The following is a 22475-nucleotide window of genomic DNA, read 5'->3' on the forward strand; positions in this document are numbered from 1 at the left end:
TTATGGTCTGCTCGGCACGGACGGAACCGTGACCGTGCCCGGCCTGTCTACGAGGACGTACGAGCACCAATGCGCGACCCCTTGCGCGACCGGAGGACGACGAGATGACGGTGACCCTGGCGGACGTGGCGGCCCGCGCACAGGTCTCCCCCGCGACGGTTTCGCGCGTACTGAACGGCAACTATCCGGTGGCCGCGTCCACCCGGGATCGGGTGCTGCGGGCGGTCGACGAACTGGACTACGTCCTCAACGGCCCGGCCAGCGCGCTCGCGGCGGCCACCTCCGACCTCGTGGGCATCCTCGTCAACGACATCGCGGACCCGTTCTTCGGGATCATGGCGAGCGCGATACAGGCCGAGATCGGGGGGCCGGGCGGCCGGGCGGGCGGTGAGCGGCTGGCGGTCGTGTGCAACACCGGTGGCTCGCCCGAGCGGGAGCTGACGTACCTCACCCTGCTGCAGCGGCAGCGGGCCGCGGCGGTGGTGCTGACCGGCGGGGCCGTGGAGAACGAGCCGCACGCGGCGGCGGTCTCGGCCAAGCTGCGCAAGCTGGCCGAGGCGGGGACCCGGGTGGTGCTGTGCGGGCGGCCGCCCGCGCCGGACACCGAGGCCATCGCGCTGACCTTCGACAACCGCGGGGGCGCCCGCGCCCTGACGGACCACCTCATCGGCCTCGGCCACCGGCGGCTCGGCTACATCGCGGGCCCCGAGGAGCGCACCACCACCCGGCACCGGCTGGAGGGCCACCGGGCGGCACTCGAAGCGGCCGGCATCGAGGAGGACCCGCGGTGGACGGTGTACGGCCGCTACGACCGCCGGTCCGGTCACGAGGCCACGCTGGAGCTGCTGCGCCGGGACCCGTCCCTGACGGCGATCGTCGCCGCGAACGACTCCGTCGCGCTGGGCGCGTGTGCCGCGCTGCGCGAGTCCGGGCTGCGCATCCCCGAGGACGTCTCGGTGGCCGGCTTCGACGACCTGCCGTTCAGCATCGACGCGGTGCCGTCGCTGACGACGGTGCGGCTGCCGCTGTCCGAGGCGGGCGCCCGGGCGGGGCGTATCGCCATGGGCCGCGAGGAGGCTCCGCCCGGGGGGATCGCCTCGGTGCGGGGGGAATTGATGGTGCGGGGGTCCTCCGGGGTTCCGCGGGGCGCCCAGTAGCTCGGGTTCGCCGGAGTCTGGGCGGGTGCGGTCGGTGGGGGTTGTTCGCGCAGTTCCCCGCGCCCCTTCTTGTGTGAGCGGATGTTCTTTGGGGGCCCGGTAGCTCGGGTTCGCCGGAGTCTGGGCGGGTGCGGTCGGTGGGGGTTGGTCGCGCAGTTCCCCGCGCCCCTTCTTGTGCGAGCGGATGTCTTTTGGGGGCCCGGTAGCTCGGGTTCGGCGGGGCTTGGGCGGGTGCGGTCGGTGGGGGTTGGTCGCGCAGTTCCCCGCGCCCCTTCTTGTGTGAGCGGATGCCTTTTGGGGGCCCAGTGGCTTGCTGGGCGCGCGGTTGCCCGTGCCCCTCTCTGGCTCTGCGGCGTTGGGTTGTGGGCCTAGGCTCGGTGGCATGGGTTCGAGTGCTTCGCTGCGTGCGCCGGTGGCCGGTGATCTCGGCTGGATCGTGCGGCGCAACGGTGCCCTGTACGCGGCCGAGTACGGCTGGAACGCCGAGTACGAGGGGCTGGTGGCGCGGATCGTCGCCGACTTCGCCGAGGACCACGACCCGCGTCTGGAGCGGGTGTGGATCGCCGAGCTGGACGGCCGGGCGGTGGGGTGCGTGATGTGTGTGCGGGATTCGGCTCCGGCCACCGCGCGGCTGCGGCTGCTGCTCGTCGAGCCCTCCGCGCGCGGGCACGGGATCGGCGACCGGCTGGTACGCGCCGTCGTCGGTTTCGCGCGCGAGGCCGGCTACCGGGACCTGGTGCTGTGGACCAACGACGTGCTCAGCGGGGCCCGGCGTCTCTACCGGCGGCACGGCTTCGTGCTCGTCGCCGAGAAGCCGCACCGTTCCTTCGGCAAGGATCTGGTCGGCCAGGACTGGCGGTTGGATCTCCGCGGATCGGGCACCTGACGAGTAGGGTCCGAGCATGAAGCTGGCGTTCTCCACTCTCGGTGTCCCCGGCCTGCCCGTCCCCGATGTCCTGGCGCTCGCGACCGCGCACGGTTACCACGGTGTGGAACTGCGCGCCCATCGCGAGGAGCCCGTGCACCCGGGTCTGTCCCCCGCCGAGCGGGCGGACACGGCCGCGCTGTTCAAAGCGGCCGGAATCGAACTGCTCGGCCTGGCCGGATATACACGCGTCGCCGCGCCCGGCGACGACGCCCCCGTCCTCGACGACATCCGACTGCTCCTGCAACTCGCCCACGATCTGGGCGCCCCGTTCGTCCGGGTCTTCCCCGGCGCCGATCCGGACCGGCCCCGCGAGGAGTCCGACGCCCTCGCCGCCCGGCGGCTCGGTGCCGCCGCCGAGGACGCCACCGCGCTCGGCGTCCGGATCCTGCTGGAGACACACGACTCGCACCGCACCGGCGCCGACGTGATCCGCGTGCTGGGCCCCGTCGGGCACCGGCAGGTGGGCGCGCTGTGGGACGTGATGCACACCTGGCTGGGCGGCGAACAGCCCGCCGACAGCTACGCGGCGCTCGCCCCGCACCTGGGATACGTCCAGGTCAAGGACATCGCCTCGGCCGAGGACAGCACCCCGCTGCCGCTCGGCGCGGGCGTCCTGCCGCTCACCGAGTGCGTGGACGTGCTGTGCCGCAACGGCTGGGACGGCTGGCTGTGCTGGGAGTACGAGAAGCGCTGGCACGAGTCCGCCACCCCGCTCCCCGACCTCCTGGCCGCCGGCCGCGACCACCTCGTACGCCTGCTCGGCGAGGCGGCCTAGCCGTACCGAACCCGTCCACGGCCGCCCGGTGCGGACGTCTCCCCGCCCCATGGGCGAGCGTCCCGTGCCGGGCGGTCAGCGCGTGAACCGGTGGTGTGGGGCCGATGGCCCGGCGGCGGGAAAATCGATGGCCGGGGACGCGGTGGGCGGTTAGCCTCCGTCGGTGATTGTGCAGCCCTCGCGTTCCTGTTCGCTCTCGTGAGACTCCGCCGCTCGCTCATCGACGTGACGCCGCTGCGCACCTCGCCCGTCTTCCGGCGGCTGCTGATCGGCCGGACCGTGTCCGTGCTTGGCGGGTTCATGACCATGGTGACGGTCATGTACCAGGTGTGGGACATGACCCGCAGCACGGCGTGGACCGGCGCGGTCGGGCTGGCGCAGGCGTTGCCGCTGGTGGTGTTCGGGCTGTTCGCGGGTGCCTGGGTGGACCGGGCGGACCGGCGCCGGATCTATCTGGCGGCCACCGTGGGCCAGGCCGCCTGCTCGTTGCTGCTGGCCGTGCAGGGGTTCACCGGGCATGTCCCGGTGGTGGCGGTCCTCGCGCTGGTCGCCGTGCAGTCGTCGTTCGGCGCGCTCGGCGCCCCGGCGGCCGGGGTGTTCGTCCCCCGGCTGCTGCCCCAGGAGCAGGTGCCCGCCGGGCTCGCCCTGAACCTCGTCACCGGCCAGACGATGATGCTGCTCGGCCCCGCCCTGGCCGGTGTGCTGCTGGGCCGGCTGGGCATCGGCACCTGCTATCTGCTGGACGCGCTCAGCTTCGGGCTCGCCTTCCACGGGGCCTTCGGGCTGCCCGCGCTGCCGCCGGAGGGCGAGCCGTCGCGGGCGGGGGTGCGCGGGGTGCTGGACGGGCTGCGGTTCCTGGCCGGGCACCGGGTGGTGCGGGGCGCGCTGATCACGGACCTGGCCGCCACCGTGCTGTCCTTCCCGGTCAGTCTGTTCCCGCTGGTCAACGCCGAGCGGTTCGGCGACGACCCGCGCACCCTCGGCCTGTTCCTGTCGGCCCTGGCGGTGGGCGGCGTCACGGCGACGGCCCTGTCCGGCTCGCTGACCCGGCTCGGCAGGCCGGGCGCGGTGATGCTGTGCGCCTCCGGCACCTGGGGCGTGGCGCTGGTCCTGTTCGGGCTGTCGAGCAGCCCCTGGGCCGGCCTCGCCCTGCTCACCCTGGCGGGGGCGGCGGACGCCACCGCGGTCGTCTCCCGCTCCACGATCGTGCAGACCCGCACCCCGGACGCGCTGCTGGGCCGGGTCACGGCGGCCGAGCAGATCGTCGGCCAGGCGGGCCCGAGCCTCGGCAATGTGCGCGGCGGTATGCTCGCGGGCTTCAGTTCCGGGGCGACGGCTCTGGTCAGCGGCGGCCTGATGTGCGTCCTCGCGGTGGCGGCGGTCGCGGCGGCGACCCCCGAACTCCGGGAAGGGGCCGGGGAGCTCGCCGTTCCGGAGGCGCCCTGAGAGCGGCAGGGCGGCCGCCCGGCGCCACCCGGGGGCGGCCTGCTCCCCCGGGCGCCCCCGTCCGGCGTGGCCCCTGGACTCGGGCCACGCCGGACACGCGGGGCGCCTTCCGCCCTTCACGGGCGTTCGCGTCCGGTGCGCGGCGGACGTCTAGTACGTCAGCCCGTACCCCAGGGGGTACAGCTCCCGCGCCGGGTCGTCCGCCCGCCGCACCGGTACCGGGAGCCTGCCGTGCGGTGCCACCCGGCCGGCGATCACCCGTGCGGCGGCGCGCAGTTCGACGTCGGTCCAGGAGTAGGTCGCCAGGAATGCCTTGACGGCGGGGAGCTGGGCGACGTCGTACGGGTTCCGGACGGCCACGGCCACCACCGGTTTCCCGGTGGCGAGCAACTGCTCCACCAGGGTCCGCTGGCTGCCGGCCGCCGTCACGTTGTACGTGGCCACGACCACCGCGTCGGCGTCCCGCGCGGCCGTCACCGCCTTGCCGATGACCGTCGCGGAGGGCGCGGTGCCGGTGGACAGGGCGGTGGCGGTGAAGCCGAGTTCGGTGAGGGCGGCCGCCAGGACCGTGGTGGGCGGGCCGGTGGTGCCGGACGGAGAGGCCGGGTCGGCGCCGACCACGAGGACCCTGGGCCGGTCGCGGTGGTCGAGCGGGAGGACGCGGTCCTCGTTCACGAGCAGGGTCGTGGTGCGCTCGGCGATCCGGTCGGCGGCGGCCAGATGGGCCTTGGTGCCCACCGTGCGGTCGACGCCGGCCCCGGTGACGTAGGGCGGCCGGTCGAGGAGTCCGAGCCGGTCCTTCAGCCGCAGGATGCGCAGGATCGATTCGTCCAGGCGGGCCTCGGTCAGCTCGCCGTCCTGGACGGCCTTGAGCACCGCGTGCCAGGCGACGTCCAGCGACGGCGGGTTCAGGAGCTGGTCGACACCGGCCTTCAGGGCGAGCACCGGCACCCGGTCGTCGCCGTACTTGGTGCGCACGCCCTCCATGCCGAGCGAGTCGGTGACCACGACGCCGTCGTAGCCGAGTTCGCCGCGCAGGATGCCGGTGAGGATGGGGTGGGAGAGGGTGGCCGGGTCGCCGGCGTCGTCGAGGGCCGGGAACTGCAGGTGCGCGGTCATGATCGAGTCGATGCCCGCCGCGATCGCCGCCCGGAAGGGCACCGCGTCCAGTCTCTCCCACAGCTCCCGGCTGTGCGTGATGACCGGGAAGCCGGTGTGGCTGTCGACGGCGGTGTCCCCGTGGCCGGGGAAGTGCTTGGCGGTCGCCGCGACCCGGGAGGCCTGATAGCCCTTCACCTCGGCGGCCACCAGCCGGGCCACCGCCTCCGGGTCGGCCCCGAAGGACCGTACGCCGATGACCGGGTTGGCCGGGTTGACGTTCACGTCGGCGTCGGGGCTGTAGTCCTGGTTGATGCCCAGGGCGCGCAGTTCGGCGCCGGAGACGCGGCCGAGGGTGTGGGCGTCGGCGGGGCGGCCGCCCGCGCCGATCGCCATCGCGCCCGGGAACAGCGTGGCCGGCTGCCCCACCCGGCAGACGATGCCGTGCTCCTGGTCGGTGGCGATGAGCACCGGCAGGCCGCGGGGCTGTCCCAGGGAGGCCTTCTGGATGCCGTTGGACAGGTCGGCGATCTGGTGCGGGTCCCGGGTGTTGTGGGCCCAGGTGAAGTAGATGATGCCGCCGACCCGGTACTTCGCGATCAGCTCGGCGGCCGTGCGGACCCCGATCTCCGCGAGGTTGGCGTCGATGTCGGCCTGGTCGGGGGCGGTGGCGGAGTGGCCGTAGACCCGCATCACGAAGAGCTGGCCGACCTTCTCCTCCAGCGACATGCGGGAGATGAGGGCGCGCAGCCTGGTGTCGCCGGAGGCGGCGGCGTGGGCGGTGGCCGGTACGGTCAGCGCGGCCGTGATGCCCGCGGTGGCGGCGAGAACGGTCCGTCTGGACGGCCGCGGGGTGTTTCCCGTGCTTCCCGTGCTGCTGTCGTGCACGCGTGCTCCTTCCGGAGGAGAACCGCTGAAGGAAACTTCCAAGGAGCCACCAATATCCGGGAAGTTTCTTTCCGTCAAGGGAACGCACAGGAAGCCGCGATGAGCCGCCGCCGGCGCTCGGGAGGGGGGCGCGCCGACGGCGGCGGCCGCCCGGCCCGGTGCGGCGGAGAGGGTGCGCCGGCCTCGCGTCCGGGACCGGCACCGCACCGCGGGCTCATCCGGCGGCCTGAGCGTTGGACGGCCGCGGGTGGCGACGGGTTCCGTCCGGGCGGACGGCCGCACGGGTGAGTTTCGGCGGCCCGCCGCACCGGTGAGTTCCCGCGGCCCGGGGAGTCTGCACCACAGTGGCCGATGACACGGGAGGAACCATGGCTCAACTGCTGAGGGTGCAGAACTTCAACGTCTCGAGTGACGGGATCGCCGCCGGGGAGGACCAGAGTTTCGAGCAGCCGTTCGGCCTGGCCGGTGCCGAGCGGCTCTTCGGCTGGGCCGGCGCGACGGCGAGCTGGCCCAATCGCACCGACCCCGGGGGCAGCCGGGGGCTCGACGACTACTTCACGCGGGACTTCGCCCACGGCATCGGGGCGGAGATCATGGGCCGCAACAAGTTCGGACCGCAGCGCGGGCCCTGGCAGGACCACGAGTGGCGCGGCTGGTGGGGTGAGGAACCCCCGTTCCACACGCCGGTGTTCGTCATGACCCACCACCCGCGTCCCTCGTTCACGCTCTCGGACACCACGTTCCACTTCGTCGACGGCGATCCGGCGACGGTCCTGGAGCAGGCGCGCGAGGCGGCGCGGGGCGGGGACGTCCGGCTCGGCGGCGGGGTGACCACCGTCCGGCAGTTCCTGGACGCCGACCTGGTGGACACCCTGCACGTGGCGGTCTCGCCGGTGAAGTTCGGGTCCGGACTCCGGCTCTGGGAGTCGCCGGACGAGCTGCTCGACCGCTTCCACCTGGAGGTCGTGCCCAGCCCGAGCGGCGTGACGCACCACCTGTTCTGGCGGAGGTGACGGCGGGCGCCGGACACCGTCGTCCCGGCGCCGGGCGGTGCCGGCCCCTCCGCGTCGAGGGACCGGCACCGGCGGGTCAGGGACGCAGCGCGGGCTCGCGCTCGACGTCCCGGACGTCCAGCTTCGCGTCGTGGCGCGCCAGCGGCCTGGCCGCGGACGGGTCCGCCTGGACGGCAGCGGGCGCGACGCCCGCCCACTCCAGGATGCGGGCCGTGGCCAGCGCCTTCTGGTCGGGCACCAGGCCCGCCACGTTGGCCCCGTGGTTCATGCCGGGGGCGGTGAAGACGTACGAGTCACGGGCACCCGCGCCGACGCGGAACCGCTCCGAACCCCACGGGTCGTTCTCGCCGTAGACGAAGAGCATGTGCCGGGCGTGCTGCCGGACCCAGCTGTCCACGTCCCGCATCGCGTCCGGCTGGAAGCGCATCGGGATGGAGCGGGGCACGAAGTTGCGCGGCGGCTGGTAGCCGTAGCGGATCAGCTTCTTCTCGATGTACGGGAAGTGGATGGTGGGCGCGCCCAGCTGGGTGCCCGCCTGGTAGTAGTACGGCGTGTACGTCTCCAGGCCCTGGTCGGTGTAGGCGGAGAAGCCGGAGATGGCGTCGACCGAGTCCCAGATCGCGTCGTCGGTCGCGGTCGCCGCCGCGGCGGGGATCGTGTCGCAGTCCGTCAGCAGGCTGTACTGCCAGAAGCCCCAGACGTAGTCGAGCACGACCGCCTCGTAGGCCTTGTCCAGGCCGCCGATGGTGTCGAAGGTGTAGCCGTTGTCGGCGGCGTACTGCGCGTACCTCTTCTCCAGCGGCTCGCGGCGGACCAGCGCCTCCCGCTGGACGGCGTTCAGCCGGTCCCGGCACTCCTTGGTGCCGACGCCCACGAAGAACCGGTCGTACGCCGAGTCCTCCTTGTTGACGACGTCGTTGGGGGCGACGTAGGCGATCACGCCGTCCATGTCGCGCGGGTAGAAGCGCTCGAAGTAGGTGGCCGTCATGCCGCCCTTGGAGCCGCCGGTGGCCAGCCAGTTGGCGGAATAGAGCGGCTTCAGGGCCTGGTAGACCCGGTGCTGGTCACTGGCCGCCTGCCAGATGTCCAGCTTGGACCAGTCGGCCGGCGCGGGCCGGGACGGGGTGAAGAAGCGGTACTCCAGGGAGACCTGGTTGCCGTCCACGATCTGGGTGGGTTCCCGCCGGGACGGGGTCGTGGAGACGTTGTAGCCGCCGGTGTAGAAGACCGTCGGGCGGCTGGTGTCCTTGTGCAGCACGGTGATCCGCTGCTGGAAGGTGCCCTTGGACGGGTGCCGGTGGTCGACCGGCTGGGTGTAGTTCAGTACGAAGTACCGGTAGCCGGGGTACGGCTTCTCCTGGACCAGGCTCATGCCGGGTATCGCCAGGAGCCGGTCCTTGATGTCGGGCTCGGACTGGGCGGCGGTGGCCGCGCCCGCTGTGCTCAGCGTGCCTATGAACACCGTGAGCGCCAGCAGCCATCTGAGCGCCTTGCGCATGCGCACTCTCCCCTGTGAGACAGATGTCCGCCGGAAGCTAGCGGAGCAACTGGCGTGACACCAGAGGGGGTTGTGCGGTTTGGGGCGGTCTGCGGTCACATGGCCGTACGGATCAATGGCCAAAGGGCGCAGGGGCTCGGGAATTCAGCGGTTCAGCACAGGAACCAGCCGGAGCTGACCGAGGCGCGGCCCACCGAGCCCCGCACCCACACGCAGCGCTGCCCGGCGTGCACGGTCACCGGGCCGGCGTGGTGCTTGAACCGGCCCGCGTCCGCGACCGGCCGGTTGCCGCGGGCCTGGACGCTGACCGACATGAGGCGTCTGGCGCCGGGGTGCCGGGCCACGGTGACGGCGCAGACGTAGCCGTTGCGCTTGTAGACGTGCACGACCCCGGCGCTGAAGGGCAGGGTGCGTACCTCGCGTCCGGCGCAGGAACCGGCCTGGGCCGCCTGGGCGGCGCCGGGCACCGCGAGGGCGAGCGCGCCGGAGGCGGCCAGCGCGGCCGCGCCGAGCGCCAGACGCCGGCGTATCGCACCACAGTCCATCGTCGTCCTCCCCCTACCGCGGTCATACGTCCCCGGCATACGTCACCGACGACCGTACTGATGTACGGACGCACGACATGTGTCGGATGGTTGCACGGCCGTCGGCGGGAAGGCCCTCCGGGGTGCTCAGCGGGTGGCGCCGACCGGCTCCTCCGGTTCGGCCTGGCCGACGAAGGTCCGCCACAGCTCGGCGTACCGGCCGTCACGGGCCAGGAGTTCGTCGTGGGTGCCGTCCTCCACCACCCGGCCGTGGTCCATGACCACCACCCGGTCGGCGCGCGCGGCCGTGGTCAGCCGGTGCGCGACCACCAGCGTGGTGCGGCGGCCCGCCAGCCGGTCGGTGGCCTGGTTGACCTGGGCCTCGGTGGCCAGGTCCAGGGCGGCCGTGGCCTCGTCGAGGAGCAGGACGTCCGGGTCGACCAGCTCGGCGCGGGCGAGCGCGATGAGCTGGCGCTGGCCGGCCGAGAGGTTGCGGCCGCGCTCGGCGACCTCGTGCAGGTAGCCGCCGTCGAGCGTGGCGATCATCTCGTGCGCGCCGACCGCCCGCGCCGCCGCCTCGACCTCGGCGTCGGTGGCCTCGGGGCGGCCGTAGGCGATGGCGTCCCGGACGGTGCCAGGGAAGAGGTACGCCTCCTGCGGGACCACCCCGAGGCGGTGCCGGTACGAGGTCAGGTCCAGGGCGCGCAGATCCGTGCCGTCGGCCGTGACCCGGCCGGAGGTGGGGTCGTAGAACCGGGCCACCAGCTTGACCAGCGTCGACTTGCCGGCCCCGGTCTCGCCGACGAAGGCGACCGTCTGTCCGGCCGGGATCGTCAGGTCGATGCCGGTCAGCGCCTCCTCGTCGGCGCCGTAGGCGAAGCACACGTCCTCGAAGGCGATGTCGCCGCGCAGGGAGCCGACCTCGCTGGGCTCGTCGGCGGCGCCCGTGGAGGTCGGTTCGCGCAGCAGCTCCTGGATGCGGCCGAGGGAGACGGTGGCCTGCTGGTAGCCGTCGAAGACCTGGGAGAGCTGCTGCACCGGGGCGAAGAACAGGTCGATGTAGAGCAGGTACGCCACCAGCGCGCCCGTGGTCAGCGTGGCCGCCTCCACCCGGCCGGCGCCGGTGATCAGCACGGCGGCCGCGGCGACCGAGGACAGCAGCTGGACGAAGGGGAAGTAGACCGAGATCAGCCACTGGCCGCGGATGCGGGCGGCGCGGTAGCTGTCGCTGCGCTCGGCGAACCGGCGGGCGCCGTCCGGCTCGCGCCGGAACGCCTGCACGATCCTGAGGCCGGCCACCGACTCCTGCAGGTCCGCGTTGACCAGCGACACCCGCTCACGGGCGAGTTCGTACGCCTTCACGCTGGCCCGGCGGAAGAAGAAGGTGGCGATGATCAGCGGGGGCAGGGTGGCGAAGACGACCAGGGCGAGCTGTACGTCGAGCACCAGCAGGGCGGCCATGATGCCGAAGAAGGTGACGACCGAGACGAACGCGGTGACCAGGCCGGTCTGCAGGAAGGTGGAGAGGGCGTCGACGTCGGTCGTCATCCGGGTCATGATCCGGCCGGTCAGCTCGCGCTCGTAGTAGTCGAGGCCGAGCCGCTGGAGCTGGGCGAAGATCTTCAGCCGAAGCGCGTACAGCACTCGCTCGCCGGTGCGGCCGGTCATCCGGGTCTCGCCGATCTGCGCGGCCCACTGCACCAGCACGGTGAGCAGGCCCAGCAGCGACGCGGCCCACACCGCGCCCAGGGCCGCCCTGCTGACGCCCTGGTCGATGCCGTGCCGGATCAGCACCGGCAGCAGCAGGCCCGCGCCCGCGTCCACGGCGACCAGCAGCAGGCTGACCAGCAGCGGCAGGCCGAAGCCGTGCAGCAGGCGGCGCAGGCCGTACGACTGCTCGGCGCGCACCGCGCGGGCCTCGTCGACGTCGGGGACGTCGGTGGCCGGGGGCAGTGCCTCGACCTGGGCGAGGAGCTCGGGGGTGGCGGGGGTGCCGGCCATGGCCGCGTCCCTGGGCCGGCGCTCGCCCGTCCACAGCCTGGGGGTGACGCCGGCCTCGGCGTCGAACTCGGCGTCCAGCTCCTCGCGCAGGCTGGTGTCCTCCTGCGGCTCGGCGGGACCGGTGTGCCCCGGGGAGACGCCGCCCAGCTCGTCGGGGTCGGTCAGCAGCCGGCGGTACAGGGCGCAGCGCTCCTGCAGTTCCTCGTGGGTGCCGAGGTCGGCGAGCCGGCCGCCGTCCAGGACGGCGATGCGGTCGGCGAGGTTCAGGGTGGAGCGGCGGTGGGCGATGAGCAGGGTCGTACGGCCCTCCATCACGTGCTTCAGCGCCTCGTGGATCTCGTGCTCCACGCGGGCGTCCACGGCGGAGGTGGCGTCGTCCAGGACCAGCAGGCGGGGGTCGCTGAGCAGGGCGCGGGCGAGCGCGACGCGCTGGCGCTGGCCACCGGAGAGAGTCAGACCGTGCTCGCCCACCGTGGTGTCGTAGCCGTCGGGCAGCTCGCTGATGAAACGGTCCGCCTGGGCGGCGCGGGCGGCGGCCTCGATCTCCTCCTGGGTGGCGTCCGGGCGGCCGTAGGCGATGTTCGCGCGGACGGTGTCGGAGAACAGGAACGAGTCCTCGGGGACCAGGCCGATCGCGGCCCTGAGCGAGTCCAGGGTCAGCTCGCGCACGTCGTGCCCGCCGATCAGGACGGCGCCCCCGGTGACGTCGTAGAAGCGCGGCAGGAGCAGGGAGACGGTGGACTTGCCGGAGCCGGAGGAGCCGACGACGGCCAGGGTCTCGCCGGCCCGGATCCCGAAGCTGAGCCCGTCGAGCACGGGGCGCTCATCGGCGTAGCCGAACGACACGTCGTCGAACTCGACGGTCGCCGGCGCGTCGGCCGGGAGGGTCTTCGTGCCGTCCTTCATGGTCGGCTCGGTGTCGATCAGCTCCAGCACGCGCTCGGTGCCGGCCCGGGCCTGCTGCCCGACGGTGAGCACCACGGCGAGCATGCGGACCGGGCCGACGAGCTGGGCGAGGTAGGTGGAGAAGGCGACGAAGGTGCCGAGGGTGATGTGGCCGCGGACGGCCAGCCAGCCGCCGAGGGCGAGCATGGCGACCTGGCCGAGGGCGGGGACCGCCTGCAGGGCCGGGGTGAACCTGCTGTTCAGCCGGATGGTGCGCAGCCGCCCCGCGAAGAGCCGGCGGCCGACCTCGCGCAGCTTCCCGGTCTCCTGCTCCTCCTGCCCGAAGCCCTTCACCACGCGGACACCGCTCACCGCGCCGTCCACGACGCCGGCCACGGCCGCGGCCTGGGCCTGGGCGTACCAGGTGGCGGGGTGGAGCTTGCTGCGGCTGCGCTTGGCGATCGCGTACAGGGCGGGGGCCACGGCGAGGGCGACCAGGGTCAGCGGCAGCGACAGCCACGCCATGATCACCAGGGAGATCAGGAAGAGCAGGACGTTCCCGATGGTCATCGGGAGCATGAAGAGCAGGCCCTGGATGAGCTGGAGGTCGCTGGTGGCCCGGCCGACCACCTGTCCGGTGGACAGCTCGTCCTGGCGGCGGCCGTCGAGGCGGGTGATCGTGCCGTACATCTCGGTCCGCAGGTCGTGCTGGACGTCGAGGGCGAGGCGTCCGCCGTAGTAGCGGCGGATGTAGGTGAAGACGTAGACCAGGACGGCCGCGCCGAGCAGGGCCCCGGCCCACACGGCCATGGAGCGGGTGTGGGCGCCGATCACATCGTCGATGATCACCTTGGTGAACAGCGGGACGACGGCCATGACGGCCATGCCGCCGAGGGAGGAGCCGAGGGCGAGGACCACGTCCTTCGGATACCGCCAGGCGTAGCCCGCCAGCCGCCGTGCCCATCCCCGTTGCGCTGCCACGCCGGTGCCTTCCTGTCGTCCTGGTCTACCGGAAGGCACCAACGCCGCGGCGTGCGGATTTCATCCCCCCGCAACAAAACGGGGCCGGGCACCAGGACCGTGCCCGTGGGCGGCGGAGCCGCTTCAGCCCTGCGGCGGCACCGCGACGTACGCCTCGCTCGGCGTGCTGGTCGGGGTGTAGCGGGCCACGGCGGACGTCGTCGGCACCAGGTCCTTGTGGATCGCCTTGGCGACGTTCTGGATGGTGGTGACGCCGTAGCTCATGGTGCTGTTGTCCTGCGTCAGCACGGACATCATGTAGTCGTGGCCGCCGCCGTTGAAGGTGCCGAGGCTGTGCACCCGCCAGCCGTGCGTGGCGCGCTCCAGCCAGCCGTTCTTGACATGCACGGTGACCGTGGACGGCGCCCCGGCCGGCGTGCCCCAGCGCTGCGAGGAGACGACCTGGTTCATGAGCTTGAGGATGTAGGCGCGCGAGTTGTCGCTCAGCACGGTGTTCTTGGCGGTGACGAGCTTGAGCAGCCTCTGCTCGTCGGTGACGTTCTCCTGGGTCAGCCCCCAGTAGCCGTTCGCACCGGGGACCGTCTTCGTCATCCCGGCGGCGGACAGGAAGCCCTTGATCTTCGTCATGCCCAGCTGCTTCCAGAGCGTGCTGGTCGCGTTGTTGTCCGACTTGGTGATCATGGCCTTGGCGAGCGAGGCCTCACGGTCGGTCAGGTACCGGTTGTGCTTCTTGGCGTCCCACAGCAGCGTGGCGAGCACGGTGACCTTGACGGTGCTGGCCGAGTCGTAGGCGGTGGTGGCGCGCAGGGTGCAGGTCGTCTTGGTGGACCGGTCGTAGAGGCCGATCGCGACGGTGCCCCTGCGGTTCGCGAGCGCCGCGGTGATGTCCTTCTTCAGCTTGTCGGCCAGGCCCGCCTTGGCGGACGTGCAGCTGACGGTGGGCGCGGTCGCCGCCGCGGCCGGGGTGGCGGCGACGGCCGGTATGAGCACCGCGGCGCCGAGGGCGGCCGCGAGCGCTCCGGTGCGTACGGATGTGCGGGAAGTCATGCATCCGTTGACTCACCGGGGAGGGTGACGGTTGTACGTGTGGCCGGTCACGGGGGTGGCAATGCTGCACTCATGCCGGAGGAGAACGAAAGCGGATTCAAGCGGTCGGGGCGCCTGTTCGCCGCGCTGGCGGTGCTGCGCTACCTCGCATCGTCCGACAACAAGCTGCTCAGCCCGGACGAGTTCGACCCGAAGGACAACATCTGGGACCGCATCGGGGAGACGAATTACAAGCAGCACTACTCGTACGACGAACTCGTACGTCTACGCGGAAAGGGCGGAACGGCATGGGAGGCCGCGAAGGAAGCCTTCCAGTCGATACCGGACCTCCTGCAGCCCGGGCTGCCGCAGACCAACACCTTCAACGCCCGTGAACTCGCACAGCACAAAGCCGGTTACGACGCCCAGATGGCCGAGTACCGGAAGAAGTTCCCCCGGCTCTTCGACTGACCTGAAAGATCGCCCCCGGGCGGGGTCGGCCGCCGCCGCGTCAAATGACCCTTTCGACAGGCGACTTGCCGGGTTCCGACGGGGGCGACGGCTTCGCCGACCTGGAGCCCACCGAGAAGGTAACGGCAGCAACCCGTACATCGGCAGACTGTCCGTCCTCAAGCAGTGGAACGACGAGGACCCGCCGAGCGCCTTCGAGGAGAAGCGCAACCAGGTCATCTACGACACCTACCAGCACAACCGCAACCCGTTCATCGACCACCCGGAGTGGGTCGACGCGATCTGGTAGACGCACGACAGCGGTGAACCTGCCCCCGCACGGGGAAGTTCACCGCTGTCCGGCGTCCGGCGCGGCCGGTCAGCCCAGGTGGGTCGGCGCGAACATCCGCAGGACCGCGGGGAGCAGCACCACCGAGGGGCCGGGCGTGGACAGCGCCTTCGCCAGGTCCTCCTCCAGGGTCTCGGGGCTCGTGCGCACGCCCGGCACCCCGAAGGACTCCGCCAGCGCCACGTAGTCCGGGCGGGTCAGTTCCGTCGCCGTGGCCTGGCCGAAGGCGTCGGTCATGTACTCGCGGAGGATGCCGTAGCCACCGTCGTCCACGATCAGCCAGGTGACCGGCAGGTCGTACTGACGGGCCGTGGCCAGCTCGGCGATCGAGTACAGGGCGCCGCCGTCGCCGGAGACCGCGAGGACGGGGCGGGTCGGGTCGGCCGCCGCCGCGCCGAGTGCCGCCGGGAAGCCGTAGCCGAGGCCGCCGGCGCCCTGGGCGGAGTGCATGGTGTTGGTGCCCCGGGGGTCGAAGGCCGACCAGGCCCAGTACGCCAGGATCGTCATGTCCCAGAACGACGGGGAGCCGGTGGGGAGGGCGCTGCGGACGGCGGTCAGTACGTCCTGTTCCAGGGTGAGCTCCTGGCCCGCGATACGGTCCGCGACCTTGGCGAGCAGCTCCCGTACCCGCTCCGGCGCCGACTCGTCGGCGCGCTCCTCCACCGTCTCCAGCAGGGCCTGGAGGGCGAGGCGGGCGTCCGCGTGGATGCCGAGGGCCGGGTGGTTGGACTCCAGCTTGCCGAGGTCGGCCTCGATCTGGATCACCCGGCCGCGCGGCTTGAACGTGTGGTAGTTCGAGGAGAGTTCGCCGAGGCCCGAGCCGACGACCAGAAGGACGTCGGCGTCCTCCAGGAAGTCGGTGGTGTGGCGGTCCTCCAGCCAGGACTGGAGGGAGAGGGGGTGCTCCCAGGGGAAGGCGCCCTTGCCGCCGAACGTCGTCACCACCGGGGCGTCCAGCTTCTCCGCCAGCGCCTTCAGCTTGCCGGTCGCGTCCGACCGTACGACTCCGCCGCCCGCGATGATCGCCGGGCGGGCCGCGCGGGACAGCAGGTCGGCCGCCACCGCGGTCAGCTCGGGGCGCGGGAGAAGGTCGTCCGGGGTGGCGTCCATCGCCGTCACCACCGGAAGCGGGGTCGGGGAGAGCAGTACGTCCTGGGGGATCTCCACCCACACCGGGCCGTGCGGAGCGGAGAGCGCCGACTTCCACGCCTCGGCGATCGCCGACGGGATCTGGGACTGGGTGCGGACGGTGTGCACCGACTTGACCACGCCCCGGAACGAGGCAGCCTGGTCGGGGAGTTCGTGGAGGTAGCCGTGGCGGCCGCCGCCCAGGCCGGCCGTCGGGATCTGGCTGCTGATCGCCAGCACGGGCGCGGAGGCCGCGGCGGCCTCCTGGAGCGCGGCCAGCGAGGTCAGCGCGCCCGGGCCGGTGGAGAGCAGCAGCGGGGCCGCCTCACCGGTGACCCGGCCGTACGCGTCGGCCGCGAAGCCCGCGTTGTTCTCCACCCGCAGGCCGATGTAGCGCAGCGACGAGCGGCGCAGGGCGTCGAACATGCCGAGGGCGTGCTGCCCCGGCAGACCGAACACGGTGGTCGCGCCGAGCCCGGCCAGGGTTTCCACGACCAGGTCTCCGCCGGTGCGCCCCGGGGGAGGGTTCAGCGCGGTCGAGATCTGTGCCTCGGTCGGGCGGAGCACCAGGTCGTGGTCGTGAGTCACTTCGCTTACGCGTCCTTCCGGGCCGCCGCGATCTGGCGGCTCATGATGGTGGTCAGTTCGTAGGCCGTGTGGGAGGCCGCCACCGAGGTGATCTCCGCGTGGTCGTACGCGGGGGCGACCTCCACGACGTCCGCCGACACCAGGTTGCAGGACGCCAGCCCGCGCAGGATCTCCAGCAGCTCGCGGGAGGTCATGCCGCCCGCCTCGGGGGTGCCGGTGCCCGGGGCGTGGGCCGGGTCGAGGCAGTCGATGTCGATGGAGATGTACAGCGGGCGGTCGCCGATGCGCTGGCGGAGCTGGTCGGCGACCTCGTCGGCGCCGCGACGGTAGACGTCCGCCGAGGTGACGATGCCGAAGCCCATCTTCTCGTCGTCGGTGAGGTCCTGCTTGCCGTACAGCGGACCGCGGGTGCCGACGTGGGAGAGGGCCTCGGTGTCGAGGATGCCCTCCTCCACGGCGCGGCGGAACGGGGTGCCGTGGGTGTACTCGGCGCCGAAGTAGGTGTCCCAGGTGTCCAGGTGGGCGTCGAAGTGGAGCAGGGCCACCGGGCCGTGCTTCTTCGCCACCGAGCGCAGCAGGGGCAGCGCGATGGTGTGGTCGCCGCCGAGGGTCATCAGCCGGGCGCCCGTACCCAGGAGGTCGTCGGCCGCCGCCTCGATGGTCTCCACGGCCTCGTTGATGTTGAACGGGTTCACGGCGATGTCGCCGCCGTCCGCGACCTGTGCGAGGGCGAAGGGGGAGGCGTCCTGCGCCGGGTTGTAGGGGCGCAGCAGCCGGGACGCCTCGCGGATCGCGTTGCCGCCGAAGCGGGCGCCCGGCCGGTACGAGACGCCGGAGTCGAACGGCACGCCCACCACGGCGACGTCGGCGGTGCCGACCTCGTCGAGGCGGGGCAGCCGGGCGAAGGTCGCGGGGCCGGCGTACCGCGGGACGCGGGAGGAGTCGACGGGGCCGCGGGGCGTCTCGTTGCTGCTCATGGTCAAATGCCTTCTTTCCAGCGCTTCATCACGCTTGTAACGCTTCCCGTACGACTCTACTGGTGAGCCGCTACCGGTTCGGACGCGAGTTCGGGTTCGGGGGACCGTCCCGCGAGGCGTTCCCGCCAGGCGGCGAGGACGGTCTCGTCGGTGGGCCTGGTCGCCAGGGAGACGGCGACGTAGACGACGAGGGAGGCGAGCAGGCCGTAGTAGACGGGCTCGTTGGCGAGGATGCCGTAGCCCGCCATCAGGCCGATCACGGCGAGGCCGCCGACGATCACGGAGGCCAGCGCGCCCTGCGCGGTGCCGCGCTTCCACAGCAGGCCGCCGAGGATGGGGACGAGCAGGCCGCCGACGAGGAGGTTGTAGGCGACCGTCAGGGCCTCGACGACGTTGTTCAGCGCGATCGCGGTGCCGATCACCGCGACGCCCATGATCAGGATGAAGACCCGGTTGCCCCGGACCTCGTCGTGCTCCTCGCCGGAGGGCCTGACCACGCCCCGCAGCCGCGACCAGATGTCGTTGTTGGCGACGGTGGCGCAGGCGATCAGGGCACCGGAGGACGTCGACATCACGGCGGCGAGGGCGGCGGCCAGCACCAGGCCGCGCACACCGACGGGCAGTTCGTCCTTGACGATGGTGGCGAACGCGTCGTCCGGGCTGCCCAGCTTGGGGTAGAGCACCTTGGCCGCCGTGCCGATCACGGCGCCGGCGAGGGCGTAGGCGAGGCAGTAGGTGCCGGCGACCGTGCCGCCCCACTTCGCCGTCCTGTCGCCGCGGGCGGTGAACACGCGCTGCCAGATGTCCTGGCCGATCAGCATGCCGAAGGTGTAGATCAGCACGTAGGTGAAAATCGTCTCGCCGCCGATGCCCAGCGGGTCGAAGTACGTGGTCGGCAGCTTGGCCTTCATCTCGGAGAAGCCGCCAGCCTTGATCACCGCGATGGGCAGGAGCAGCAGGAGCACGCCGATCGTCTTGACCACGAACTGCACCATGTCGGTGAGGGTGATCGACCACATGCCGCCCAGCGTCGAGTACGCGACGACGATCGAGCCGCCGAGGATGATCGCGACGGTGCGGTTCATGTCGAAGAGGACGTCGAAGATGGTGGCGTACGCGATGGTGGACGTCACCGCGAGCATGAGGGTGTAGGCCCACATGACCAGGCCGGAGATCACACCGGCGCGGCCGCCGTATCTGAGGTCCAGCATCTCGGAGACCGTGTAGACCTTCAGCCGGGCGATGCGCGCCGAGAAGAAGACGGACAGGGCCAGCAGACCGAGGCCGATGGTGAAGACCATCCACGCGCCGGAGAGGCCGTACTGGTAGCCGAGTCCGACGCCGCCGATGGTGGACGCGCCGCCGAGGACGATCGCCGCCATGGTGCCGGAGTACATGGCGGGCCCGAGACGACGGCCGGCGACCAGGAACTCGCTCTTGGACTTGGCGCGGCGCATGCCCCACCAGCCCATGGCCAGCATTCCGGCGAGATAGACGACGATCACTGTGTAGTCGACGGCCATGTGGGGCCCTCCTTCGCGCACATCCGGTGGCGTGTCGTGCGGGTTGCAATGGGGATGTGACGGCAGCGGATCGCGGGGACATCCGCCCGTACCCGCGGCTGCCGGTCTGAGTTGACACTAGGTGGCCGGAAAGCGACTGCGAAGTGTACGTTTCATCCATGTGAACGAGGCTGGATGGAGGGAACGCACACCATGCCGGAACCGGTCGCCCCAGCCGTCCCACCGACCCCACCGGTCGCGCTCTCGGCCCTGCTGTCCCGGGAGGACCTCGCCCTGCGCCAGATCGCGGGCCCGTCCGGTCCGTCCCTGGTGATCCACGGGGCGCACACCTCGGAGATGGCCGACCCGTACCCGTATCTGCTGGGCGGCGAGCTGCTGCTGACGGCCGGGGTGCACATCCCTCCGGCGGCGGAGGCGGGCACGTACTTCGACGACTACGTCTCCCGGATCGTGGCCGCCGGCGGCGCGGCCCTCGGCTTCGGGCTGGCACCGGTACACGACACCGTGCCGCCCGCACTGATCGAGGCCTGCGACGCGCGGAACCTCCCGCTGCTCGAAGTCCCGCCCCGGACCACCTTCTCCGGCGTGGCCCGCGCGGTCTGGCAGCTCATGGCACAGGCCCGGCTGGCCGAGCTGCGCCGGGTGACCGACGCCCAGCAGAGCCTCGCGGCGGCGGCCTCCCGCCCGGACCCGGTGCCCTCGGTGCTGCGCCAGCTCGCCCAGCGCCTGGGCGGCCTCGCGGTCCTTTTCGGCCCGGACGGCACCGGCGTCGCGGAGGCGGGCCGGGCGGTCTCCGGCGAAGTACGGGAAGCCCTGGCGGAACTGGGGGAGGTGGTCCGGCCCAGCGGCCCGCGGCCCCCGGAGCCGGAACGCGCCCCGGAGGGCGACGGCGGCACCGGGCGGCCCGGCGCCGCCGGGCCCGCTTCCACCGCACCCGCCGCCCCGTCCCCCCGGCCGGTGCCCTCCTCCGCCACCGACACCCTCGGTGACACCCACCTCGCCGCCTACGCCCTCGGAGCCGGCGAGGGGTTCGTGCTCGCAGTGGCCTCCGGGCAGCGCGGCCCCGGGGACCACACGATCGCCTCCGTCGCCGCCGTACTGCTCTCCCTGCTGACCGGCGGGCAGCAGAGCGGGTCCGGCGCGGCCCGGTCGGCCGCGCTCGTGCGGCTGCTGCTCGGCTCGCCGCCCGAAGAGGTGGCGCCGCTGCTCGGGGACGGCGACTGGATCGTCGTGCACGCCCGGTCGGAGGCCCAGGCACCGGACGCGGTGGCCGCCTCCGCGCTGGGCGCCGCTCTCGGATCGCCGCTGGTGGACGTGGCCCGTGACGTCGTACGGGTGCTGGTGCCCGCCGAGCGGGAGCCCGTGCCGCAGCCGGGCTGGACCCTCGGGGTCAGCGCGGCGGCCGGACCCGGTGAGTGGCCCGCGGCCGACACCCAGGCGGCGCGTGCGCTGTCCCGCGCCCGCGCCACCCGCGCCCCGCTGGTCCGGCACGGTGCCCGGCCGGGCCTGGCGGACCTGGTGCCCCGCGCGGACGCCCGGGCGCACGCCCGTGCGCTGCTCGCGCCGCTCGGCGGCCGGCCCGCGCTCGCCGAGACGCTGCGTACCTGGCTGTCCCTGCACGGCAGTTGGGACCGTACGGCGGTGGCACTGGACGTGCACCGCAACACGGTGCGGCAGCGGATCGCCCGCTGCGCCGCGCTGTTGGACGCCGACCTCGACGACGCGGACGCGCGCATGGAGCTGTGGTTCGCGCTGCGGCAGGGCTGAGCGGGGCGCGGGGGCCGGGTGTTGCGGTGGGACCCAGTGATCCAAGTCCCAGCCTCCGGTATGCCGAGGACGCGCCCGGCCCGCTGCCCTCACAATGGGAGGCATGCCGATACCCGGGACACCCAGCCGCCCCCAGCTCGTCGACCACCTGGTGAGGACCCGTATCGCGGGGGACGTCGCCACGCCCCGCGAGAACAACCTCTCCCACTACCGCAGGCTGGCCAACGGCGAGCGCAACTTCTGGCTGGGGCTCGAGCTGGGCGACCGCTGGGCGGACGAGCAGGACGTGCTCGCGGTGATGGCCGAGCGGGTGGGCGTCAACGACGACCCGGAGTACCGGTTCGGGCAGGACACCATCGACCCCGAGCTGACCGTGGACGCGCTCGACCGGCTGGCCGCCCGGCTGCGCAAGGCGGCCGAGGGACAACAGCGGGTGCTGTTCGCCACCGGTCACCCGGGCGGTCTGCTGGACGTGCACCGGGCCACGGCCGGGGCGCTGCGCGCGGCCGGCTGCGAGATCGTGGTCATCCCGGACGGGCTGCAGACGGACGAGGGTTATGTCATGCAGTTCGCCGACGTGGCCGTCCTGGAGCACGGCGCGTCGTTGTGGCACACGCACTCCGGCGAGCCGATGCGGGCCATTCTGAACGGACTTGAGCGCGAGGGGCGTCCGCTGCCGGACCTGGTGGTCGCCGACCACGGCTGGGCCGGGTACGCGGGACAGCACGGCGTCGACTCCGTCGGGTACGCCGACTGCAACGACCCGGCGCTGTTCCTCGCCGAGTCCGAGGGCACCGTGCAGGTGGTGGTCCCGCTCGACGACCACGTCGTCAGCCCGCGCCACTACGACCCCATGACGGCGTATCTGCTGGCGGCGGCGGGCCTCGACTAGGGCCTGTCCGGCGGGCACGGCGGATGTGCGGCTCCGTGGACGGGGCCGCACATCCTCATTTCAGGTGATGGTCGGTTCAGTGACCTCCGTGACCGCCGCCGTGGCCGCCGCCGTGACCGCCGCCATGACCGCCGCCATGACCGCCGCCATGACCGCCGCCGTGGTCGCCGCCATAGCCACCGTGGTCGCCACCGTAGCCGCCGTGGTCGCCGCCGTGGTCGCCGCCATAGCCACCGTGGTCGCCATAGTCGTCGTCATCGTCGTCGTTCCACCACCCGTTGTGGTGGTTGTAGTGGTCGTTGTCTCCCCAGTCCCGGCTGTGGCTGTAGGAGCCGTGGTCGCTGTGGTCGGAGGCCGAGGCGGTGCCCGCCGTGCCGATCGCGGCACCGCCGGCCAGCAGGAGGCCTGAGGCGGACAGGGCGACAAGGCGCCTCGTGCGCTGTGCTCGCATGGGAAATACCTTCCATCCCTAAGTGGATGGCCGCCGCCGCGGGCCAAGAGGGAAGAGCGGGGCGGTCGAGAGAGGTCACCGCAGCTTGTGAAGCGGCACGACGTGCGTCACCTTGCCGGCGCCTGTGGCC

Annotated in this window: 16 protein-coding genes and 2 pseudogenes; 9 read left to right on the plus strand and 9 right to left on the minus strand. The window is 72.6% G+C overall.

What is annotated here, in order from left to right:
- Positions 1-104: 104 nt before the first annotated feature.
- The 4 genes and pseudogenes from AB0924_RS05600 (at position 105) to AB0924_RS05615 (ending at position 4306) form a co-directional block, all read left to right on the plus strand.
- Positions 105-1157 carry a LacI family DNA-binding transcriptional regulator gene (locus tag AB0924_RS05600; RefSeq protein WP_358937925.1) on the plus strand — a complete coding sequence of 351 codons (1053 nt, stop codon included), beginning with the start codon at positions 105-107 and terminating at the stop codon, positions 1155-1157.
- 418 nt (positions 1158-1575) lie between these two features.
- Positions 1576-2043 (plus strand): annotated as a pseudogene (locus AB0924_RS05605) (GNAT family N-acetyltransferase); the annotation flags it as partial.
- A 16-nt stretch (positions 2044-2059) separates the two neighbouring features.
- A complete protein-coding gene (locus tag AB0924_RS05610) occupies positions 2060-2860 on the plus strand; it encodes a sugar phosphate isomerase/epimerase family protein (protein ID WP_358937923.1) in 801 nt (266 codons plus the stop codon).
- A gap of 198 nt (positions 2861-3058) precedes the next feature.
- On the plus strand, positions 3059-4306 hold the full coding sequence (locus tag AB0924_RS05615; RefSeq protein WP_366910725.1) for an MFS transporter: 1248 nt from the start codon (positions 3059-3061) through the stop codon (positions 4304-4306).
- 150 nt (positions 4307-4456) lie between these two features.
- Here AB0924_RS05615 and AB0924_RS05620 read toward each other — a convergent pair whose 3' ends face one another.
- Entirely contained in the window at positions 4457-6292 is a 1836-nt protein-coding gene (locus tag AB0924_RS05620; protein ID WP_358937919.1) for a glycoside hydrolase family 3 protein, read from the minus strand.
- A 368-nt stretch (positions 6293-6660) separates the two neighbouring features.
- Here AB0924_RS05620 and AB0924_RS05625 point away from each other — a divergent pair, with 368 nt between their 5' ends.
- Entirely contained in the window at positions 6661-7305 is a 645-nt protein-coding gene (locus AB0924_RS05625) for a dihydrofolate reductase family protein (protein ID WP_358937916.1), read from the plus strand.
- Positions 7306-7381: 76 nt separating this feature from the next.
- Here AB0924_RS05625 and AB0924_RS05630 read toward each other — a convergent pair whose 3' ends face one another.
- From AB0924_RS05630 to AB0924_RS05645, 4 genes are all read right to left on the minus strand, one after another.
- Complete coding sequence (locus tag AB0924_RS05630; protein WP_358937914.1) at positions 7382-8803, minus strand: S28 family serine protease; 1422 nt, start codon at positions 8801-8803, stop codon at positions 7382-7384.
- Between the two features lie 152 nt (positions 8804-8955).
- A complete protein-coding gene (locus tag AB0924_RS05635; protein WP_358937912.1) occupies positions 8956-9348 on the minus strand; it encodes a hypothetical protein in 393 nt (130 codons plus the stop codon).
- A gap of 126 nt (positions 9349-9474) precedes the next feature.
- Positions 9475-13194, minus strand: coding sequence for an ABC transporter ATP-binding protein (locus tag AB0924_RS05640; RefSeq protein WP_366910726.1), 3720 nt, complete (start codon positions 13192-13194; stop codon positions 9475-9477).
- 123 nt (positions 13195-13317) lie between these two features.
- Positions 13318-14241 carry a serine hydrolase gene (locus AB0924_RS05645; protein ID WP_358937907.1) on the minus strand — a complete coding sequence of 308 codons (924 nt, stop codon included), beginning with the start codon at positions 14239-14241 and terminating at the stop codon, positions 13318-13320.
- 72 nt (positions 14242-14313) lie between these two features.
- On the opposite strand from AB0924_RS05645, the gene AB0924_RS05650 reads away from it, so the two are divergent.
- On the plus strand, positions 14314-14691 hold the full coding sequence (locus AB0924_RS05650; RefSeq protein WP_366910727.1) for a hypothetical protein: 378 nt from the start codon (positions 14314-14316) through the stop codon (positions 14689-14691).
- Positions 14692-14768: 77 nt separating this feature from the next.
- Positions 14769-14980, plus strand: a pseudogene (locus AB0924_RS05655) (endonuclease); the annotation flags it as partial.
- Positions 14981-15049: 69 nt separating this feature from the next.
- Here the strand turns inward: AB0924_RS05655 and AB0924_RS05660 are convergent.
- The 3 genes from AB0924_RS05660 to AB0924_RS05670 are packed head-to-tail and all read right to left on the minus strand — an operon-like array spanning position 15050 to position 19235.
- Positions 15050-16735, minus strand: coding sequence for a thiamine pyrophosphate-binding protein (locus AB0924_RS05660; protein WP_358937903.1), 1686 nt, complete (start codon positions 16733-16735; stop codon positions 15050-15052).
- Positions 16736-16740: 5 nt separating this feature from the next.
- Complete coding sequence (gene speB / locus AB0924_RS05665) at positions 16741-17712, minus strand: agmatinase (protein ID WP_358937901.1); 972 nt, start codon at positions 17710-17712, stop codon at positions 16741-16743.
- A 56-nt stretch (positions 17713-17768) separates the two neighbouring features.
- Complete coding sequence (locus tag AB0924_RS05670; RefSeq protein ID WP_358937899.1) at positions 17769-19235, minus strand: sodium:solute symporter; 1467 nt, start codon at positions 19233-19235, stop codon at positions 17769-17771.
- A gap of 192 nt (positions 19236-19427) precedes the next feature.
- On the opposite strand from AB0924_RS05670, the gene AB0924_RS05675 reads away from it, so the two are divergent.
- Positions 19428-21002 carry a PucR family transcriptional regulator ligand-binding domain-containing protein gene (locus AB0924_RS05675; protein ID WP_358937897.1) on the plus strand — a complete coding sequence of 525 codons (1575 nt, stop codon included), beginning with the start codon at positions 19428-19430 and terminating at the stop codon, positions 21000-21002.
- Positions 21003-21105: 103 nt separating this feature from the next.
- Positions 21106-21894, plus strand: a complete 789-nt coding sequence (locus AB0924_RS05680; protein ID WP_366910728.1) for a phosphatase — start codon at positions 21106-21108, stop codon at positions 21892-21894.
- Between the two features lie 76 nt (positions 21895-21970).
- On the opposite strand, the gene AB0924_RS05685 is transcribed toward AB0924_RS05680, so the two are convergent.
- Positions 21971-22345, minus strand: coding sequence for a hypothetical protein (locus AB0924_RS05685; protein WP_366910729.1), 375 nt, complete (start codon positions 22343-22345; stop codon positions 21971-21973).
- Positions 22346-22475: the final 130 nt, after the last annotated feature.

This window comes from Streptomyces sp. NPDC047869, assembly GCF_040704065.1.
Classification (GTDB): Bacteria; Actinomycetota; Actinomycetes; order Streptomycetales; family Streptomycetaceae; genus Streptomyces.

What these genes read in the sequence shown, in the direction of transcription:
- AB0924_RS05600 (WP_358937925.1), top strand. Translation starts at nt 105, where the DNA reads ATGACGGTGACCCTGGCGGACGTGGCGGCCCGCGCACAGGTCTCCCCC.
- AB0924_RS05610 (WP_358937923.1), top strand. Translation starts at nt 2,060, where the DNA reads ATGAAGCTGGCGTTCTCCACTCTCGGTGTCCCCGGCCTGCCCGTCCCC.
- AB0924_RS05625 (WP_358937916.1), top strand. Translation starts at nt 6,661, where the DNA reads ATGGCTCAACTGCTGAGGGTGCAGAACTTCAACGTCTCGAGTGACGGG.
- AB0924_RS05630 (WP_358937914.1), bottom strand. Translation starts at nt 8,803, where the DNA reads ATGCGCAAGGCGCTCAGATGGCTGCTGGCGCTCACGGTGTTCATAGGC.
- AB0924_RS05635 (WP_358937912.1), bottom strand. Translation starts at nt 9,348, where the DNA reads ATGGACTGTGGTGCGATACGCCGGCGTCTGGCGCTCGGCGCGGCCGCG.
- AB0924_RS05645 (WP_358937907.1), bottom strand. Translation starts at nt 14,241, where the DNA reads ATGACTTCCCGCACATCCGTACGCACCGGAGCGCTCGCGGCCGCCCTC.
- AB0924_RS05650 (WP_366910727.1), top strand. Translation starts at nt 14,314, where the DNA reads ATGCCGGAGGAGAACGAAAGCGGATTCAAGCGGTCGGGGCGCCTGTTC.
- speB (WP_358937901.1), bottom strand. Translation starts at nt 17,712, where the DNA reads ATGAGCAGCAACGAGACGCCCCGCGGCCCCGTCGACTCCTCCCGCGTC.
- AB0924_RS05670 (WP_358937899.1), bottom strand. Translation starts at nt 19,235, where the DNA reads ATGGCCGTCGACTACACAGTGATCGTCGTCTATCTCGCCGGAATGCTG.
- AB0924_RS05675 (WP_358937897.1), top strand. Translation starts at nt 19,428, where the DNA reads ATGCCGGAACCGGTCGCCCCAGCCGTCCCACCGACCCCACCGGTCGCG.
- AB0924_RS05680 (WP_366910728.1), top strand. Translation starts at nt 21,106, where the DNA reads ATGCCGATACCCGGGACACCCAGCCGCCCCCAGCTCGTCGACCACCTG.
- AB0924_RS05685 (WP_366910729.1), bottom strand. Translation starts at nt 22,345, where the DNA reads ATGCGAGCACAGCGCACGAGGCGCCTTGTCGCCCTGTCCGCCTCAGGC.